The organism is Vibrio sp. V09_P4A23P171 (assembly GCF_963875615.1).
Taxonomy (GTDB): Bacteria; Pseudomonadota; Gammaproteobacteria; order Enterobacterales; family Vibrionaceae; genus Vibrio; species Vibrio anguillarum.
The window spans coordinates 1-17845 of sequence record NZ_CAWNMR010000031.1; the positions used below are offsets into that span (position 1 = coordinate 1).

At 42.4% G+C, this 17845-nt stretch carries 19 protein-coding genes; 8 read left to right on the top strand and 11 right to left on the bottom strand.

Annotated features, from left to right (window positions below):
- Positions 1-158 precede the first annotated feature (158 nt).
- Complete coding sequence (locus AACT23_RS10440) at positions 159-767, bottom strand: hypothetical protein (RefSeq protein WP_017043337.1); 609 nt, start codon at positions 765-767, stop codon at positions 159-161.
- A 176-nt stretch (positions 768-943) separates the two neighbouring features.
- Here AACT23_RS10440 and AACT23_RS10445 point away from each other — a divergent pair, with 176 nt between their 5' ends.
- Entirely contained in the window at positions 944-2050 is a 1107-nt protein-coding gene (locus AACT23_RS10445) for a 1-acyl-sn-glycerol-3-phosphate acyltransferase (protein ID WP_176428627.1), read from the top strand.
- Positions 2051-2104: 54 nt separating this feature from the next.
- On the opposite strand, the gene AACT23_RS10450 is transcribed toward AACT23_RS10445, so the two are convergent.
- Positions 2105-2731: a hypothetical protein gene (locus AACT23_RS10450; RefSeq protein ID WP_013867989.1), complete on the bottom strand. Its 627-nt coding sequence runs from the start codon at positions 2729-2731 to the stop codon at positions 2105-2107.
- A gap of 121 nt (positions 2732-2852) precedes the next feature.
- Positions 2853-3155 (bottom strand): YfcZ/YiiS family protein, encoded by a 303-nt coding sequence (locus AACT23_RS10455; RefSeq protein WP_010318562.1) that lies wholly within the window; start codon positions 3153-3155, stop codon positions 2853-2855.
- A 510-nt stretch (positions 3156-3665) separates the two neighbouring features.
- Here AACT23_RS10455 and AACT23_RS10460 point away from each other — a divergent pair.
- Complete coding sequence (locus AACT23_RS10460) at positions 3666-4127, top strand: TetR/AcrR family transcriptional regulator (RefSeq protein WP_013867986.1); 462 nt, start codon at positions 3666-3668, stop codon at positions 4125-4127.
- Between the two features lie 103 nt (positions 4128-4230).
- Here AACT23_RS10460 and nadE read toward each other — a convergent pair whose 3' ends face one another.
- Positions 4231-5061: an ammonia-dependent NAD(+) synthetase gene (nadE, locus tag AACT23_RS10465; RefSeq protein WP_026029071.1), complete on the bottom strand. Its 831-nt coding sequence runs from the start codon at positions 5059-5061 to the stop codon at positions 4231-4233.
- A 104-nt stretch (positions 5062-5165) separates the two neighbouring features.
- Between nadE and AACT23_RS10470 the strand changes: the two genes are divergently transcribed.
- The 6 genes from AACT23_RS10470 to AACT23_RS10495 all read left to right on the top strand — a co-directional run bounded on the left by AACT23_RS10470 (position 5166) and on the right by AACT23_RS10495 (position 10422).
- On the top strand, positions 5166-5678 hold the full coding sequence (locus AACT23_RS10470) for a nicotinate-nicotinamide nucleotide adenylyltransferase (protein WP_176428628.1): 513 nt from the start codon (positions 5166-5168) through the stop codon (positions 5676-5678).
- A 40-nt stretch (positions 5679-5718) separates the two neighbouring features.
- Positions 5719-6228: a hypothetical protein gene (locus AACT23_RS10475; protein ID WP_017046067.1), complete on the top strand. Its 510-nt coding sequence runs from the start codon at positions 5719-5721 to the stop codon at positions 6226-6228.
- A 490-nt stretch (positions 6229-6718) separates the two neighbouring features.
- A complete protein-coding gene (ectA, locus tag AACT23_RS10480; protein ID WP_013867982.1) occupies positions 6719-7285 on the top strand; it encodes a diaminobutyrate acetyltransferase in 567 nt (188 codons plus the stop codon).
- Positions 7286-7296: 11 nt separating this feature from the next.
- Positions 7297-8562, top strand: a complete 1266-nt coding sequence (gene ectB / locus AACT23_RS10485) for a diaminobutyrate--2-oxoglutarate transaminase (protein WP_047689962.1) — start codon at positions 7297-7299, stop codon at positions 8560-8562.
- Between the two features lie 9 nt (positions 8563-8571).
- Positions 8572-8958 carry an ectoine synthase gene (locus tag AACT23_RS10490; protein WP_013867980.1) on the top strand — a complete coding sequence of 129 codons (387 nt, stop codon included), beginning with the start codon at positions 8572-8574 and terminating at the stop codon, positions 8956-8958.
- A gap of 48 nt (positions 8959-9006) precedes the next feature.
- Entirely contained in the window at positions 9007-10422 is a 1416-nt protein-coding gene (locus tag AACT23_RS10495; RefSeq protein WP_094127270.1) for an aspartate kinase, read from the top strand.
- 44 nt (positions 10423-10466) lie between these two features.
- Here the strand turns inward: AACT23_RS10495 and AACT23_RS10500 are convergent, their stop codons facing one another.
- From AACT23_RS10500 to proV, 7 genes are all read right to left on the bottom strand, one after another.
- Positions 10467-11633: a right-handed parallel beta-helix repeat-containing protein gene (locus AACT23_RS10500; RefSeq protein WP_094127272.1), complete on the bottom strand. Its 1167-nt coding sequence runs from the start codon at positions 11631-11633 to the stop codon at positions 10467-10469.
- A gap of 200 nt (positions 11634-11833) precedes the next feature.
- Positions 11834-13180 (bottom strand): magnesium transporter, encoded by a 1347-nt coding sequence (locus tag AACT23_RS10505; protein WP_017046070.1) that lies wholly within the window; start codon positions 13178-13180, stop codon positions 11834-11836.
- Complete coding sequence (locus tag AACT23_RS10510; protein WP_013867977.1) at positions 13177-13743, bottom strand: mechanosensitive ion channel domain-containing protein; 567 nt, start codon at positions 13741-13743, stop codon at positions 13177-13179. The genes AACT23_RS10505 and AACT23_RS10510 overlap by 4 nt, the downstream gene beginning before the upstream one ends.
- Before the next feature lie 136 nt (positions 13744-13879).
- On the bottom strand, positions 13880-14410 hold the full coding sequence (locus tag AACT23_RS10515) for a MarR family winged helix-turn-helix transcriptional regulator (RefSeq protein WP_013867975.1): 531 nt from the start codon (positions 14408-14410) through the stop codon (positions 13880-13882).
- 6 nt (positions 14411-14416) lie between these two features.
- The gene (proX, locus tag AACT23_RS10520; protein WP_017043349.1) at positions 14417-15424 is read right to left on the bottom strand and encodes a glycine betaine/L-proline ABC transporter substrate-binding protein ProX; all 1008 of its coding nucleotides are present in this window, start codon (positions 15422-15424) and stop codon (positions 14417-14419) included.
- Complete coding sequence (gene proW / locus AACT23_RS10525; protein WP_013867973.1) at positions 15421-16527, bottom strand: glycine betaine/L-proline ABC transporter permease ProW; 1107 nt, start codon at positions 16525-16527, stop codon at positions 15421-15423. The genes proX and proW overlap by 4 nt, the downstream gene beginning before the upstream one ends.
- Before the next feature lie 2 nt (positions 16528-16529).
- Positions 16530-17717 (bottom strand): glycine betaine/L-proline ABC transporter ATP-binding protein ProV, encoded by a 1188-nt coding sequence (gene proV, locus AACT23_RS10530; RefSeq protein WP_013867972.1) that lies wholly within the window; start codon positions 17715-17717, stop codon positions 16530-16532.
- Positions 17718-17845: the final 128 nt, after the last annotated feature.

The window sequence follows — 17845 nt, forward strand, 5'->3', positions numbered from 1 at the left end:
GAGTAACGGTGACCAACAGCAGCAAAGATGACGCCGCGACGATCTTATGGCTGAATTTCATGGCAATCCCTTCCATCAATAAATATTAATATTATTAATAAATGTATAGTTAGGGATTAATCATTCAGCCAGTAAACAATCCATTTTTAAGCGAAAAATTACAAATTTCGCCCGAGAACTAAAAGCGCAAGTTGTTGGCACTCTTGTTCATTTCCTTGGAAAAGCTCATCGACGATTTGGTTCAGCTTGATGCCAGACAGTTTGCGCTTTTGTGCCTCACGAACACGTAGTGCTATTTGACATTCAATTGGTAGCTCACTTACTTGATGTGGTTGCCACGCTGATAGCTTTTCGCTGAAGTTGTTTAACGATAATTTGGGTTTAAAATGCGTGGCTTCACTTTTTAGTACATGAAGAAGGTGCGAATAGATTTCATCGTTAGGTTGACATTGACTCAGGTGATCACAAGCGGCTTGGCTCAGTTCAGATAAGGTGACGTAACCCGCTTGATGGGAAAAATCGGCGGTTAAACGTACTGAAAAATCGACACGCTGCCACTGCGTATTAGGAAAAATAGTCAGCGAGCATAAACAGTCAAAAGGGATCCAAAAACTCTGCTTTGCTTCAACTGAATATTCATGTTTGCCAAGTTTACACAGTACTAATCCGCTCATTACTCGAATCAAACTGTGTTTGATGACTTTCTTGCGAGGGGTGACAACTAAGTTAGCAGACAGTAAGGCTTCAAATTGAATCGCGTAGTTCATGGTACTTCTCACTGATTTTGGGGCGCTAAGAGTACCTTGTCTCACAGAAAATGCCAAATATGCGAACTAAAATCACCTTATTCTGGTCTGACCTTAGTGAATCTGTTACGACTGTAGCTGCGAGCTACGTCAACTATGCGTAGAATGAGCCAGCTTTTTATTTGATGTATGAATATATGACCACCACAACTGATCCTTATGTAGATATCCGTCCTTACAACGACGATGAGATTCCAGCGGCTATTGACCGTTTAATTAATGATGAAGAATTTATCTCAGCTATTTTGCAACATCGTTTTGACAAACGATCTGCTTGGCTAAAATCGATACTGAGCCCTTTTGTAAAAGCATACTTAAAGTTTAAATGGGCCAAACTCACGTCCGTGGAAGCAATCCAACTTGAAGTGAAGAAATACCTCACGAAAACACTAGAATCAACGACACAAGGTGTCACCTTCAGTGGTCTCGATAAATTGGATAAACAGACGGCTTATTTATTTATCTCGAACCACCGTGATATCGCGATGGACCCAGCATTGGTCAACTATGGTCTGTATATGTCTGGGCATAAAACTGTACGTATTGCGATTGGTGATAACTTATTGAAAAAGCCTTGTGCTACAGAGCTGATGCGTCTTAATAAGAGCTTTATTGTGAAACGCTCGGCTAAAGGCCCGCGCGAGATGATGAAAGCGCTCAGTACCTTATCTGCTTACATTAAACACTCACTTGAAACTGGAAATTCTATCTGGATAGCGCAAAAAGAGGGACGAGCAAAAGATGGTAACGATTTTACCGATCCGGCCATTTTGAAAATGTTCCATGTGGAAGGGCGCAAGCAGAAAATAGAGTTTGCTCAGTATATTCAATCGCTCAAAATTGTCCCGGTCGCGATTTCATATGAAAACGATCCGTGTGATATGGCCAAAGCGTGTGAGTTATATGAAAAAGCGACGCATGGGCGTTATGAAAAAGGGGAATTTGAAGATATTGAAAGCATTGTCCAAGGTATTGTCGGTGAGAAAGGCCGAGTGCATGTTGGCTTTGGTGAAGTGATTACTCAAGCATTTGAAACGCCAGAAGTATTGGCGCAAGAGATCGATCGCCAAATTCACGCAAACTACAAATTATTCCCGATCAATAAGTTAGCGGCTGGGATAGAAAGTAGTGATATCACGCCAGATATCCGCGCTCACTTAGAAAGCAAGCTGACTCAGATCCCTGAAGGGGCACAGCGCTATTTACTCGATAGCTACGCCAACCCAGTAAAGAATCAGCAATAATCATTAAACGATGAAGAGAGGGGCTCACGGCTTCTTCTCTTCTCTTTTTCTAGCCTATCTTGCGACCGCGCCGCCAAGGGTCAGTTTGCTTGGCCATTTACTGATGACATTACCTCCCAAATAAATATTGCCATTGACGGTCATCGTGTCAGGAAATTCGGTGATTTTGGAACCGCCAATAAACAAACTCCCTTCCACAACCAAACCTTCGGGCAATTGGGTTAATGGCGTTCGAATTACGCTCAAATCCCCCTTGACTAAGAGATTCGCAGGCAGCGTTTCAAGCGGTGTATCCGTGAAATTCAGGTAACCACCGACCTTGATTCTCATTGGCCACGATTTGATTTTACTACCCAGTAAGTTCGCATAACCACGAATGGTGGTACCTTTTGGAATATTCTCTAGCAAGCTATTAGATGCTTCTAAACTACCCTGCACATTCAAGCCCTTAGGCAGGGATTTTATCGATGTCTTAGCAATATTTAGGTTGCCTTTGAGCGTGAGATTTTCGGGTAGTGTTGTGTAGGGTTTATTACGCAAATAGAGATTGCCATAGTTATCAAGGTGGTTAAGGATTTGATATTGATCGAGCGGCTGTGACCATGCACAAGAGGCATAGAGAAGGTTGCATAATGTTAGTAAAAGCGAAAACTTATTCATAAAGCCTGCAGATGAAGACACGATACCTAGAGTATCGGCAGATTACGGTTAAGCTTCAATAATGCATTGCCTAGGATGAGAAAGCAAAGTGCTTGGGCGATAAAAAAGCGAGCCATGATTAGGCCCGCTAAGAGCAATTAGATTAACGAGCCAAAGAGCGCGACTTCAGTTCAAAAATAAGTTTTTCGGCACTGACTTCAAATTTGAAACGTGCATGCAATTCAGTAGAGTTATCGTCTAACGGTGAAACTTCAAACTCAACATTATCTGAAACCTGTTTGGCAAGAGCGAGGTACTTCTCAAATTCAGCTTCTAGCTGAGCTTTGTTGGGGGCCATGACCATCACTTCGGCAACTTCATCACCTTCTTTGATAATAAAGCCAATTTCGCCAGCGCAGCCACATGCTTCGCAGACTTGGATATCAACGTCTTTTTCGATACTCATTGTGAATCCTCTTAGTAAATGTATGGACATTCTAACGGGCAAATCGTTTATCAGCCACAAAAAGCCAATCAGGTTTGGGGTAAATCGCGTCTTATTTTGGTTGTTCGAAAGTTTTTAGCCATCGTTATGAATTAATGAGTGTGATACTGCTCAAATAATCACTAGTTTTTGTGTCATAAATTTGTCAGAACAGTGTTCAGTTCGTTGCGAATTGTTGATGATTGTAAGATTATTCGGTTGAAACAATTATTAATATTATAAATTGCGCTTCATCCATTAGTGGTGATGACTAATAAACTGGAAATTTAAGTTTTATTAGTGATAGCTAAAGGAGTGACAGTAACAAGCCAGTAGATAACGCTTTTAACAAGATAATTCTGGTTTGAATTTACTGTTTTAAAGGATGGTTTTTTAGACAGAAAATGCCATACCACGAGGGGTGATTCGCGAAACGGCACTATCATCGCAATTGAGTTAGATGGATTAATAAAAAAGAGAAGAGTCTGGACCATGCCAAAGCGTAGTAAAGAAGATACTGAAATCACCATTCAGAGAATAATGGATGCTGTTGTCGATCAGCTATTGAGACTGGGTTACGACAAAATGTCGTATACCACGTTGAGTCAGCAAACAGGGGTTTCACGAACGGGGATTAGCCACCATTTTCCAAAGAAAACCGATTTTACGGCCGCTTTAGATGGGCGGATTTTTAAGCTGTTTGTTGAGCATTTAGATTTTGAAAATGACCTTTCAAGCTTTTCAAATAGCTGGATAAATGCGCTGGAAAATGCACAATTTTTGGCTATTTTGCGTTTATTATTTCATCATGTTGTGACGACTGAAAATGCGGATGAATTTGCAGCAAACGGTGTCGATCGGTTATACAAAACGGTGGCTGTACAGTTTGGCAAAGAGAGCGCAAGGGAGCTTGAGTGGCTGATTGGTAAATCACTGATTAAAATGAGTCAATAATTTGGCACTTTGTGCAAGCTTGTATTGTCGACTTTAACACTAAAGCCAACGGAGAAGTTGGCTTTAGTGCTTTTTGTAGAGAGTTATAGAGAGATTGTGTCGATCAATCGTACAACGTTGGGATCGGTTGACGTTTATGCTGAGTTGCTGTGTAAATCGCGACAAGACGGTCAATCACGTGCTGTGAAACAGGCTTCCCTTCTAAAAAATCATCGATTTGGTCATAACTTAAGTTTAACGCATCTTCATCTGCTTTTTGTGGTGCGAGCTCTTCTAAATCCGCGGTGGGTGTTTTTTGAACCAATTGCTGTGGTGCGCCTAATTTAGCCGCTACCGCGCGCACTTGACGTTTACTCAAGCCAAAAAGTGGTGCTAAATCACACGCGCCATCACCAAATTTAGTATAAAAACCGGTGATGTTTTCTGCGGAATGATCCGTGCCGAGTACTAACGCACCAACAAAACCTGCAATTTCGTACTGCGCGACCATGCGAGCGCGCGCCTTTACATTTCCTTTCACGAAATCAATTTTGGCACTGTCAGTTGGAGTTAAGCTTGTGCCTTGTAGCGCATCAAGAGAGGCTGAGTGCAGGCCATCTACACCCGCTTTAATGTTGACCGAAATTGAGTGAGTAGGTTGAATGAAGGAGAGAGCAAGCTGCGCTTCATCCTCATCTTTTTGTTCGCCATAGGGTAAACGAACGGCGATAAACTGATAATCGTTAACGGCGTATTCTTGGTTGAGTTGTGTCACGGCGAGCTGGGCTAGACGGCCGCACGTTGTTGAGTCGACGCCACCACTGATGCCAAGCACTAAAGACTTACAACCAGATTCAACCAATTTGCGTTTAATAAACTCAACGCGCCGTTCAATTTCATAAACAGGGTCAATGGATGAGAGAACACGCATCTCATCACGGATCATTTGTTCCATTAGGGTTCCTTTTCCTGCAAGCAATATAAATCTTTGGTGTATCATACCGAAATCATCAGATTAGAAAACCGAGAAAATGGTTTTCAGACTTGAATAGGATTGCTATGACCAAAATTGCCGTCTTTGGGAGTGCTTTTAACCCTCCGAGCTTAGGACATAAAAGTGTGATTGAATCGCTAAGCCATTTCGATTTAATTCTGTTGGTACCGAGCATTTCACACGCTTGGGGTAAGCAGATGCTCAGTTATGAGATCCGTTGTGAACTTATTGATGCTTTTATTCATGATTTGCAGTCAGATAAGATACAACGCTCAATAGTCGAAGAGGAACTGCAACAGCCCGGGCAGAGCGTCACAACTCACGCTGTTTTGTCATTACTGCAAAAACAATTACCTGATGCTGACATTACTTTTGTAATGGGCCCGGATAATCTGTTCAATTTTGCGAAATTCTATAAAGCTCAAGATATCTTGCAACGCTGGTCAGTCATGGCCTGTCCTGAAAAAGTCGCGATTCGTAGTACTGATATTCGTCAGCGGTTAGCTGAAAATTTAGATATTACCGATTTAACGACTATCTCTGTTAGGAAAATCTTGCAGCAAAGAAAACTTTACTAGACAATCCACGCCCTTTTCGTGGTCGGAGCTGTTTGCATTCATGAAGTTAAATGTGGCTGTTTGTGCGTTAATCATGTTTTCGTCGCTGACGGAAGCTTGCGATCTCTATTCCGGTTCATTATTAACGCCAGAGTTAGAATTAACACTAGGTGCAGATAGTAGCCCAACAATGTTACCAGCATCGGGCGTCTGCTTTTCTATATTAGATAGTATGGGTTACGCATCGAAACAACTGCTGGCTTTAGGTTTATTTGAAGAATCTCCAGCCGACTCCTCTTACTGGGCCGATTGGTTTTTAAAAGCCGATTCGGATCCCCTGTTTACTCAGAAATTGGCCACAAGCTACATTGGCTTTGGTGTCTGGATACCCTCTGAATTGCTTGACGAGCAAAGTGATATGTCAACCGAAGAGTGGTTAATGAGTCACGGCTTACAGCTAAGTATCGGTTTTGGCGAGAAAAAAGCGGGTGAGCCGCGCATGCGTTTTGACTATCGTTGGCATGAAGATTTCGACAGCGTTGTCATGATGCAAATTGAAGTTCCCTTCTAACGTTTTCCCTCAGTAAACACACTCCCTCAGAAAACAAAAAAGCCAACCGCAATATTCGCGATTGGCCTATGTAAATTGTGAACAAAGAGTATTCACTAACAACGTCAGTTGGCTAGGTGACCCTCGGCTTAAGAAGGGTCGATATAGTTATTGCAGCATACGTGCCAAGTTTTATAGCGCTTAGTTGCTATTGTTTCCTTGTTTTTTCAAACTTCCCCAAGAAAATTTTTGCAGGCTGCAAATGCAAACTGCAAAAACGACTCAGATTGCTAATGCCGCTAGGTTCAATCACATTCGCTCTGCTATCTTACTTTTATTTGATTACACATCTAACTAATTGGTTGTTTTTTAGTTAAATGTTCAAACTTATTTATTCGTTTTAAATCAGCACTCTATATCTATTATTGCTATTTTTTTGAATTTTTTGGTTGAATTTTCCATTTGTACTGTTAGTTTATATAGAGGTTTTTAATTAGAGCTCTAACTATTTATGTGGCAGGCAATGATTACAGCAGCACCTTGGGTTGCATACCCGGAAATTATGCAAACAAAGACAGAACAATGGACGTTTCGTACCCCTAATCAAGCCGACGGGCAGCGTGTACATGATTTGATTGGGCTATGTCCTCCCTTAGATGAAAACTCCTCATACTGTAATTTCCTACAAGCGATTCACTTTCAAGAGACTTGCATCTTAGCGGAAAGAAATGGCGAAACCGTGGGGTTTATTTCGGCCTATTTAAAGCCTGACAATTCTGATGAATTGTTTATTTGGCAAGTGGCCGTGCATCCAAATGCTCGTGGGCTAGGACTTGCCTCACATTTGTTACATGAATTGCTCGCTCGTGACGTTATGGCTGATGTTCGTGTATTGGAAACGACTATCACGAAAAACAATCAAGGTTCATGGAGCCTCTTTAAGAAGTTTGATCGAGCACATGGCGAGCAAGGAGAGGTATCGACCTTTCTCGATCAAACTCGTCACTTTGAAGGTGAACATGATACCGAGTATTTGTACCGCATTCCGCTCAAACCTCGTTCTAACTTAACAGGATAACTATCATCGTTATGGACATTTTTAAAAAGAAAGAATCAAACGTGCAATCTTATGCCAATCACTTTCCCGTGGTTTTCTCTACGGCAAAAGGGAGCTGGCTATTTACCGATTCTGGTGATCGCTACTTAGATTTTTTGGCTGGAGCTGGTTCGTTAAATTATGGTCACAATAACGCCCTCTTTAAGCAGGCGCTATTGGAGTACATTGATAAAGACGGCATTACTCACGGCTTGGATATGCACTCCTCTGCCAAGGCTGAGTTCCTCGCGGTATTTGAAAGTCTCATTCTTGAACCAAGAAACCTCGACTACAAAGTGCAGTTTACTGGTCCAACTGGGACTAATGCTGTAGAGGCGGCAATGAAGCTGGCCAGAAAAGCTACGGGTAGAAGTAATATTGTGGCTTTCACTAACGGCTTTCATGGTTGCTCTTATGGCGCACTTGCCGCAACAGGAAATCAACATCATCGAGGCGGCGCTGGGCTTAGCTTAGGTGGCGTGACGCGGCTCCCTTATGATGGCTATGCCAATATTGATGGCCTGTCGCTATTTGAAAATATGCTGAATGATAACTCATCGGGTTTAGACAAACCGGCTGCGGTATTATTGGAGGTTGTCCAAGGCGAGGGCGGCTTAAATTGCGCGTCCAACGAGTGGTTGCAACGCTTAAGTCGTCTCTGTAAGAAAAACGATATTCTGCTTATCGTTGACGATATTCAAGCTGGTTGTGGACGTACGGGAACCTTTTTCAGTTTTGAGCCATCAGCAATAAAACCGGATATAGTGACGCTATCGAAATCACTCAGTGGTTATGGGTTACCTATGGCAATTGTGCTGCTGAAACCTGAGTTAGATGTGTGGAAACCGGGAGAGCACAACGGAACCTTTCGCGGTAATAATCACGCCTTTGTAACCGCTACAAAAGCGCTGGAAACCTATTGGTCAAATGATGATTTTACCACTCATATCGCACATCGAGCCAAGCAAGTGACGCATGTCATTCAAACCACACTGCGTCGTTTCCCCACACTGTTTAACCGCCACAAAGGGCGTGGACTAATGCAAGGCATTGAATGTAGCAGTGGTGAGATCGCCCATAAAATTGCTCGTCGTTGTTTTCAACTAGGGATGGTGATTGAAACCGCAGGCCCAAATGACGAAGTGATTAAGTTTTTCTGTCCACTCACTATCACGGAAACCGAACTCGACCAAGGTTTAGATATTTTCGCACAAGCGGTAGAAGAGCTAGCCTCTCAGTTAATTAAAAAAGCATCTTAGGAATAAAAAATGATTGTTAGAACATTAGAAGAGTGTCGCCAAAGTGAGCGCCGGGTTGTTGCTCAAACTTGGGAAAGCGTTCGTATGCTGCTGAAAGATGACAATATGGGTTTTTCATTCCATGTTACGACCATTTTTAAAGGCGGCGAGACCCATATTCACTATCAAAACCATTTGGAATCCGTGTATTGCATGTCAGGTGAAGGGGAAATCGAAGTGATAGGAGGGGAAACTTACCCGATAAAACCTGGCACTTTGTATATCCTTGATCAACATGACGAGCACTATTTAAGAGCTTATTCTGGTGCAGATATGGTTATGGCATGTGTTTTTAACCCGCCACTGACAGGAACTGAAACGCATGATGAAAAAGGTGTTTACCCAATCATTGAGTAATCACTCGCGACGATTCACTGCATTCAATTTAAAAGAAAAGGAGATCCCATGTCTTACACCGTAGAAAAAATCGGTGGAACATCAATGAGCGCTTTTGATGCTGTGCTCGACAATATTTTACTAAGGCCTCATCACCCTTATGATCGAGTGTTTGTGGTATCAGCGTATGCAACCATTACCGATGCCCTACTGGAATGCAAACGCACTGGCAAGCCCGGTATTTACCAGATGATCGCGAAACATGATACGCAATGGCAAGAAGCCATGTACCAACTTGAACAGCGCATGTTGCTAATTAATGAGCATTTGTTCGCCGATCCGATGAGTCGTATTCGCGCGGATAAATTTATTCGTTCGCGGATCTCAGAAGCAGTCAACTGCATTAATAATATTCTAGAAACGTGTCAATACGGGCAGTTTTCATTACGTCAGTATTTGCCTCAGGTGCGAGAATTTTTATCTTCAATAGGCGAGGCTCATAGTGCCTATAACACCAGTTTGAAGCTAAAAACTCTTGGGATTAATGCATGCTTCATTGATCTCTCTGGGTGGAATAATGGGCAAGCAGGAAGCTTAGATGAGGTGATTTTGGCTGCCTTCGAAGACATTGATGTAGCAACGCAACTGCCAATCGTGACTGGCTACGCCTATTGTAATGAAGGATTAATGAAAACCTATGATCGTGGCTATAGTGAAATGACCTTTAGCCGCATTGCCGCATTAACCAACGCAACGCAAGCGATCATCCATAAAGAGTATCACTTAAGCTCCGCAGACCCGAGAATTGTAGGCGCGGACAAGGTTAGCCCGATGGGATTGACGAACTTTGACGTAGCAGACCAACTGGCTAATTTAGGTATGGAAGCGATTCATCCGAATGCGGCAGCTGGGCTGCGTCAGCAGGGGATTGAACTCAGAATCAAAAATACGTTCGAACCAGAGCATAAAGGTACTCTCATTTCCAATGTTCATAAGCCTCAGAACAATAAGGTAGAGATTATTGCGGGCAAGGACAAAGTGTTCGCCTTGCATATTTTTGACCAAAGCATGGTCGGGAAAATTGATAATGCCAGTTATGAATTGATGGAAGTGATCGCCGAAGCTAAGGTACATCTCGTTGGTAAAGAGATGAATGCAAACTCGATGACGTATTACCTCAGTGGCAGCAGCGATAACTTAAACCACGTGTTGTACAAAATAGAGAAGCGCTACCCGAATGCATCCGTATCAGGAAAAATGGTCGCCCTCATTTCTGCAATCGGTGCATCAATGAACACCAACAACGCATTAACGCAAGGCATGCAAGCGTTAGTTAACGCAAAAATTAGCCCTATTGCCGCTCACTCGTCGATGCGTAATGTCAATGTACAATTCGTAGTTGAAGACAACGATTACAATCGCGCGATTTGTGTTTTACATGATGTGTTGATTGCGAAACCGCTATCTTCAAGAAAGGCAGCCTAACAAAGATGAAGTAAGGTTACTTGAGTAACCTTACTTCATCTGAATTATTGAATAGGTGAAGATAACTCAATGTTGTCAGTTAGAATGACCTCTGGTGCTGCGAGTGAGTTAAAAAATCCAACATTTTTTGGCAGCTGATATATATTGTTCTTTATGACGGAAAATATAAATTTTTTTTCACCGTTAGTTAGCATATTTATTATATTATAATATTTGTTATTTGAACCATAGACTGACATATCTACATTTACAAAAGTGTTTAGTGCTATTAAAATGCCAGATACATATTTACTATCAACTAATTCCCCAGGGATGTCTGAAACAATTCTAATTCCACCTTTAGCATTGATGATTTGATTTTTACTGAATGTTAAATTATTCCAGTTTATTGCTTCATTGATATTGTGAATTGAGTTTGGGTAAGCATTTAAAATAAACTTCCCTATGTTATTAAATACATTATTTTGAACTATTAATTTTGAGTAGTAGTTCATTTCTATAGCTGAGCCATGAATTTCACTAAAAATATTACTTTCTATCACGGCTTGAGATACTGGTTTACGTGATGATAGTTTTAGGCCACCTTTCATGTTAGAAAAAAGATTATGTTTAAAAGTGATATCCTCTGTCCCACCAAAGTCGTTACTCCAAACGTGTGTAGTAGTAACTTGTGTTACATTATGAAAGATATTTCCTTGAGCTAAAAAGTGTCTGGAATTTATTTTTTCTCCTGAGGGGTGACTCCTAGATGAGGTTACGCGTAATGCTGCATCACCAAAATTATAGAATCTGCTATTTAATATTGCAGAGTTTTGGGTCCCTGAAAATAATACGCCTTGTTCTCCCCACACAACGTTAGTATTGTCACTATCAATGTAAGGTTGAGTTGTTAAGCCCCAGAATGATATATTCTCTATGGTGACTCTTTCTGAGTCTATTATATAAATAATGTATTCATCATTGAAAGATGGACATTTTTTAAATTCTACCAAACCACTTCCTATTATTTTAATGTTTTTAATGTTTTTAATGTTTATTTTTGAACATATATCATAAGTTCCAGTTTTGAGACTAACGGTAGAACCAGGTGGGGAATTCATAATCATATTTTCAATGGATTTAGAATCGTCAATACCATCATTGGGTATTGCTGCATTTACGTATGCTGTAGATAAAATAAAAATTAAGATATAAAAAACACTTCTAATCATAATAGTAATCTCCAATTTTAAGAATGGAAATTATAATTTTATTGTGGATTTTATAACAGACCGGATGTTTAATTCCACTCTAACTTACTAGAATATTTTAATTTTCTAGTAAGTTAGTTTATTCAATTGTCTGAAATGACATGCCTTTCCTGTTTAAAGTTGCCGTTTTTGATGTAAGCCGCTTCAAGCGGTTTGGAAAGCTACAACATCACTAAACTTGCTGTGCCCAAGAAGGCAAAGAAGCCGACAACATCCGTTACTGTGGTTAAGATGACAGAGCCCGCTAATGCTGGGTCAAGCTTAAACTTATCAAGCGTGATCGGGATGAGTACCCCAAACAGCGCGGCGGTAATGATATTTACAACAATGGCCAGTGAAATGGTGGCGCCAATCATCGCTGACTGGAACCAGAGCCCTGCCAAAGCACCAATGATCAACGCCCATAACAAACCGTTAATGGAACCAATACCAATTTCATTTTTGAGCAACGCAAAACGGTTACCCGGTGTAATTTGGTTCAATGCCATGGCACGTACCATCAAGGTTAAGGTTTGACTTCCCGCAATACCGCCCATCGAGGCAACAATTGGCATCAACACCGCTAACGCGACAACTTGCGAGATGACCGTTTCAAACATACCTATAGTGACCGAAGCGAGGATGGCGGTCAGCAGGTTGATCCCGAGCCAAAGGCCTCGTTTTTTGGAACTTTTAATGATGGGTGCAAATAAGTCATCTCCTTCATCCATACCTGTACCGGCCATTAAGCGCGATTCGTAAATCTCTCGTTGTGTACTCAGGGCAAATTGCCAGTCAATTTCACCCACTAAGATTTCATGGTTATCAATGATGGCGACAGTCGGCAATTGGGAATGTTCTAACGCTTCTACTGCTTCAGAAAGTGACTGGTGAGCATTCAGCGTAAAGAGATCATCTTGCTTGATGTTTTTCAGTAAAGTTTTGCTTTCAGCAAGCAAAATTTCTGTATAACTCACGATACCTTGGAATTTTTTTGCTTTGTTGATCAAATAGATATGTTGTGGAGAGTCATAATGATATTTCTCCAATAGTATCTTGGCTTTGTCGACACTGATGCTGAAAGGTAAGGTATACACTTTACGGTTTGCCCAGTGGCCAACTTCAGTATCTTCATAGGCATTGGCTTGATCATACAATTCAAGCTCGTCGCGACTAATTAAGCGCAGCGCTTCACTGATGATTTCATCAGGCAGAGAATCGGCCCACTCGAGCAGAGACAAGTTATCGAGCTTGGCGAGAGTCAGTTTTAGTTCTATTTCTGACAGTGCGTTGATGATAGAAAAACGTACTTCAGCACGCATCTCTGTCAGTACATCAATGTGTAGCTCTAAGGGTAGGCTACGCCACAGACGTACCCGCTGCTCGACAGGAAAAGCTTCTAAGATGATTGCGATCGAGCTTTCATCAAGCCCACTTTCCACGTACTCGCCGAGTAAGTCGATTTGTTGCTGCTCATCGGCTTTTGAAATCGTTTCAATATGCAGTGAAAGGTCTTGATATTCGTTCAACGTTTTACTCCGATAGGAAGTTGTTTCTTCTCGATTTTTTTCACGGCTTTTTCTGGAGTTTTGTTTAATACAATTACAGGGCGAACAATAAAGAGGTTGTTTGGATAGAGCACTGTATTGCCATCAACATTCTCTAATACGACATTGAGTAGGTTCATGTCGACGATTTTACCTTCAACAAAATTTGCGCCATCCACCACTCGCACCCATAAACCGATGCGACAGTGGTTTTGTACAAATAAAACCAGAAATGAGGTGACGTTGCTCAGCAAAGACCAACCTGCAAACAAACCGACGCCAAGCAACGCAAAAAGTGATGAGCCAACAACCAATAACCCACGCAGTTCCACGCCCCACATCATTAGCAGAGTCAACACTAACACCAAGAAGAGTAAGGTCTTCACCAGCCAACGTGCTCGTTTAAGCCGATGAATATCGACTTTGCCTATGACCATATTCTCAAACCATCGCACGGTGTAGCTGGCTGTTTTAGGATAAATAAGCAACGCCATGATCGTGATGATCCATTGATAATTTTTTTGAAATAAGTCTAAGTATTCCATGACGAATCAGAAAAAGGAGATTTGGTTCAAAATAACCGAAATTCAGTCAATTACAACCTCTAATCTGGCTGAGGTTGATAATTGGAATTGGGTTGAGAAAAAAGTAACCAATTTGCTTTAGTCGGTCGAATAAAAACTAGAGAGGATCATCGGGTTCTAGACTAGACAATAGCGTCGATGCTTCTATTTCTGGTGTTTTCATCATCATCGATAACCGCTGTAAAGTGGAGAGAATGAGAGTTTGTTCCCATGCGTTTAACGCCTGAAATTGTTCAATAAAGCTATCTTTTAGCAGTGTGGGTGCTTTGAGTAATAATTCATCTCCTGTTGGGGTCAACAATGCATGAACTTTACGTTTATCTTGTTGATCTCGCTCTCGAATGATCAGTGCGCGCTTTTCTAAGCGATCCAAAATGCTGGTCGCTGTAGCTTGGCTCATATTCGTATGATCGGAGAGTTGCTTTATGGTCATATCGGCCGAGTTTTGGATCGCACGCATTAACAATAGTTGGGGGCTAGTGAGGCCAAAATCTTTGTTTATTTTTTTGGAATGGAGATCTGTCGCACGAATAATTTGGCGTATAGCGACCAGTACTTCTTCATGAATATCCAATACTTTCCTCCTTGAAAATAAGCAGAGCCACCCTTTTGATATGGGTGGCTCCATACTCTCTTACTTAGCGGCTTCTTTGGCGGTTTTTATCCACGAATCGAATTCAGATTGGTGAGCTTTTATCCAACCATTGGCATGAGCTTCAATATCTTTGGCAGAGTTTTTACCTTTACTCATGATCATGTTTTGCGCACTGATATCATTAATATTCAACTTCATGATTTCAAAAAGTTTTGCTGCGGCTGGGTTTTCTAGAGCGAATTTTTTATTGGCGACAATCAGCATACTGTTCATCTCAAAGCCGAAGTTCTTTCCGTTGGGTAGGGTTGTATCGATATTTTTGCGCTCACCAGGTAGGGCAGAGAAAGGGACTTCAAGCCAAGTGACATCTTTACCAGGGACCAAAACCCCACTCACCCAATAAGGTGTCCAAGTGTAATAAAGGATAGGGTCACCTTTTTTGTAGCGTGAAATCGTATCGGCAATGATAGCGGCATAGTTACCTTGGTTGTGAGTAACGGTCGGTCGTAAACCGTAGGCGGTTAAGTGCTCCTCAATCACCATCTCACAACCCCAGCCGGGTGTGCAGCCAGTTAAGTCTGCTTTACCATCGCCATTTGCATCAAACAGCTTGGCGATTTTAGGGTCTTTTAACTGAGCAATATTAGTAATACCGTACTTATCTGCCGTTTTTTTATCAATCAAGTAGCCTTGCGCTGCTCCTGATATATATTGACCTTTTCGATAGAACTTGGCGTCGCCGCCCGCCATCGAGTATTTGTCGGCGTGTAAAGGAAACCACCCAACGGCGAGATAGGTTGCATCGCCTTCGGCAATCGAAGTATAAGCCACGTTGTAGTCGACTTCTTTGGTCGGTTTGACATCGTACCCCAGCGCTTCCATCGCTTTGTTCACGATGAGAGTTTGAAATGTTTCTTCAGCCACTGTCGATTGTACGGGTTGTACACTAATACCTTTGCCAGGAAGTTTATCAGCCCAAGCGCTGATGGGTAATGCCGCCGATGCGATTAAACTGGTTGAGATTAACGTCTTCCATGCGTAATTCATTTCTGTTCTCCTAGATTGTTGGCACTCTGATGAGTCAGTTTTTGCTTCAGTAAATAAAAGGGTGAGATAGGGCCGGTTTGATACCAGCGTACTTTTTGATCGCGATTTTCTGTACCGATATGCTGAGTTAGGCGATCAAGTAAGATGGCGAGAATGACAATGCCAAGTCCCCCCACGGCAGCGAGTCCCATATCAAGTCGGCCAATACCACGCAAAACCATTTGCCCTAAGCCACCGACAGCAATCATGGAGGCAATTACAACCATCGACAGCGATAGCATCAGTGTTTGGTTGACACCGGCCATAATGGTCGGCATGGCTAGTGGTAACTGAATACGGTAGAGCATCTGTTTTGGACTTGCGCCGAATGCATGGCCTGCTTCGATAAGCTCTTCGGGAACTTGTTGAATACCTAAGATGGTTAAACGGACAATTGGTGGCAGGGCGAAAATAATGGTTACCACCACGCCAGGTACGTTGCCAATTCCGAACAGCATCACGATCGGGACTAAATACACAAATGCGGGTGTGGTTTGCATCGCATCCAAAACGGGGCGGATGAATTTTGCAGCCGTTTGATTTCTGGCCAGCCAAATCCCAAGTGGCAAGCCAATCAATAGGCAAAAGAATACCGAGGTCATGACCAAGGCGAGGGTGACCATTGCTTGTGACCACGCTCCGATTAATCCAATCGTAATCAGTGAGGCTAATGAAGCGATACCCATTTTAGGTCCAGCAAGTTGCCATGTGATCAAAAATAAAATCAACAACATCACAGGCGCTGGCGTTGAAACTAACGTGGTTTCAAATGAACTTAAAATAAAATCAACAGGTACTCTGACAGCTTGAAATAATGGCCTACCGTGTTCCACTAACCAACCCAGCCCGGTTTCAACCCAGTGATCAAAAGGGATAATTGCATCTTGAAATGGGTGCAGCCAATCGAAAGGCGCGGGAGCGTCGGTTGCGCCATTTAACCAATCACTTGCTGTAGTTGGGGATGCAGTAGTCGCTGACCAAGGATCGCTGCTGACAGGCGTTTGCGCGGCAGACGCCCATGGGTCAAGCGCCTCTGTGGATTGAATGTTGGTTTCCGTTGTCATAATTATTCCCTATCCAAAGTCTGCAATAAGCGTGATTTGGTGATCACGCCGTAATAATTTCCCTGCTGATCGACAACAGGCACGGCGTAGGGGACTTCAGCCACTTGGCTGATTAATTCACTAACAGACAGCTCCGGATCAACCGTCACGATGTCAGGCAGTAGAGCCGCGCTAAGTGATGTTTGTTGCTTGAGAGCTTGTTTCAGAGAGTCGAGCGACACAATGCCAGAGTATTTATTCGTACGGTCAACTACAATTCCGTAGTCTCGGTCATGATCCATCAGTAACTGCATTGCTGCAGCCGGGCCATCATTGTCGTGTTTTTTAAAAACGGCCGCGGGTTTTTTGCGGGCAATGTCTTTAGCTGAAAAAACACTGGCAACATTAACGCCACGAAAGAATGAACTGACGTAATCGTTAGCAGGATGATGCAATATTTCATCGGGCGTGCCCGTTTGTACGACGATGCCATCTTGCATAATGGCGATACGGTCACCAATTCTCATTGCTTCATCAAGGTCATGAGAAATAAAAACGATGGTTCGCTTATCATCATTTTGCAGGCGGATTAGTTCATCTTGCATTTCGGTGCGGATTAACGGGTCGAGTGCGGAAAATGCTTCGTCCATTAACAAAATGTCAGGGTCGTTGGCGAGTGCACGAGCCAAACCAACGCGTTGTTTCATCCCACCCGATAACTCATCAGGGAATGACTCACAGTAGGCGTCTAAGCCAACCCGAGCGAGCGCTTCTTTTGCACTTTTATTACGTTCATGAGCCACCACTCCTGATAGTTCTAATCCAAAGGCAGCGTTTTCAAGAACGGTCATATGTGGCATGAGTGCGAAGTTCTGAAATACCATTGAGATATTTTTACGTCTTACATCGCGCAGCTCTTGCTCTGAAATATGAGCAATATCCTTACCCTTCAGTAAAACACTTCCTTGGGTTGGCTCAATCAGGCGGTTCAGCAATCGAACTAAAGTGGACTTGCCCGAACCGGATAAACCCATAATGACAAAAATCTCCCCTTCATTGATTGAAAGAGACACATCCTTGACCCCAACAGTGAGCCCGGTTTGCTCGAAAATTTGGTCCTTATCCAACCCTTTTTCTAACAGCGGGAAAGCCTGTTGTGGAGTCTCTCCAAATACCTTGTAGAGGTTCTTAACTTCTAACACGGGTGACATGATTTACATCCTTTGTTCTTCATGGCTATTTAATGTTTAGCCGTAAATATGTATAGTACACTAAATATTAATTTGACGGTTTTCAAGTTTTAACCCAGTTGTCATTAGCTATTTTGTCATTAACTTAC

Excerpts from the sequence above, each read along its gene's own strand:
- AACT23_RS10475 (WP_017046067.1), top strand. The coding sequence starts at position 5,719 with ATGAAGTTAAATGTGGCTGTTTGTGCGTTAATCATGTTTTCGTCGCTG.
- AACT23_RS10515 (WP_013867975.1), bottom strand. The coding sequence starts at position 14,410 with ATGGAGCCACCCATATCAAAAGGGTGGCTCTGCTTATTTTCAAGGAGG.
- AACT23_RS10455 (WP_010318562.1), bottom strand. The coding sequence starts at position 3,155 with ATGAGTATCGAAAAAGACGTTGATATCCAAGTCTGCGAAGCATGTGGC.
- ectA (WP_013867982.1), top strand. The coding sequence starts at position 6,719 with ATGTGGCAGGCAATGATTACAGCAGCACCTTGGGTTGCATACCCGGAA.
- nadE (WP_026029071.1), bottom strand. The coding sequence starts at position 5,061 with ATGGAACAAATGATCCGTGATGAGATGCGTGTTCTCTCATCCATTGAC.
- AACT23_RS10510 (WP_013867977.1), bottom strand. The coding sequence starts at position 13,743 with ATGGAATACTTAGACTTATTTCAAAAAAATTATCAATGGATCATCACG.
- AACT23_RS10440 (WP_017043337.1), bottom strand. The coding sequence starts at position 767 with ATGAACTACGCGATTCAATTTGAAGCCTTACTGTCTGCTAACTTAGTT.
- ectB (WP_047689962.1), top strand. The coding sequence starts at position 7,297 with ATGGACATTTTTAAAAAGAAAGAATCAAACGTGCAATCTTATGCCAAT.
- proX (WP_017043349.1), bottom strand. The coding sequence starts at position 15,424 with ATGAATTACGCATGGAAGACGTTAATCTCAACCAGTTTAATCGCATCG.
- proW (WP_013867973.1), bottom strand. The coding sequence starts at position 16,527 with ATGACAACGGAAACCAACATTCAATCCACAGAGGCGCTTGACCCATGG.
- proV (WP_013867972.1), bottom strand. The coding sequence starts at position 17,717 with ATGTCACCCGTGTTAGAAGTTAAGAACCTCTACAAGGTATTTGGAGAG.
- AACT23_RS10445 (WP_176428627.1), top strand. The coding sequence starts at position 944 with ATGACCACCACAACTGATCCTTATGTAGATATCCGTCCTTACAACGAC.
- AACT23_RS10490 (WP_013867980.1), top strand. The coding sequence starts at position 8,572 with ATGATTGTTAGAACATTAGAAGAGTGTCGCCAAAGTGAGCGCCGGGTT.
- AACT23_RS10495 (WP_094127270.1), top strand. The coding sequence starts at position 9,007 with ATGTCTTACACCGTAGAAAAAATCGGTGGAACATCAATGAGCGCTTTT.
- AACT23_RS10460 (WP_013867986.1), top strand. The coding sequence starts at position 3,666 with ATGCCAAAGCGTAGTAAAGAAGATACTGAAATCACCATTCAGAGAATA.
- AACT23_RS10500 (WP_094127272.1), bottom strand. The coding sequence starts at position 11,633 with ATGATTAGAAGTGTTTTTTATATCTTAATTTTTATTTTATCTACAGCA.
- AACT23_RS10470 (WP_176428628.1), top strand. The coding sequence starts at position 5,166 with ATGACCAAAATTGCCGTCTTTGGGAGTGCTTTTAACCCTCCGAGCTTA.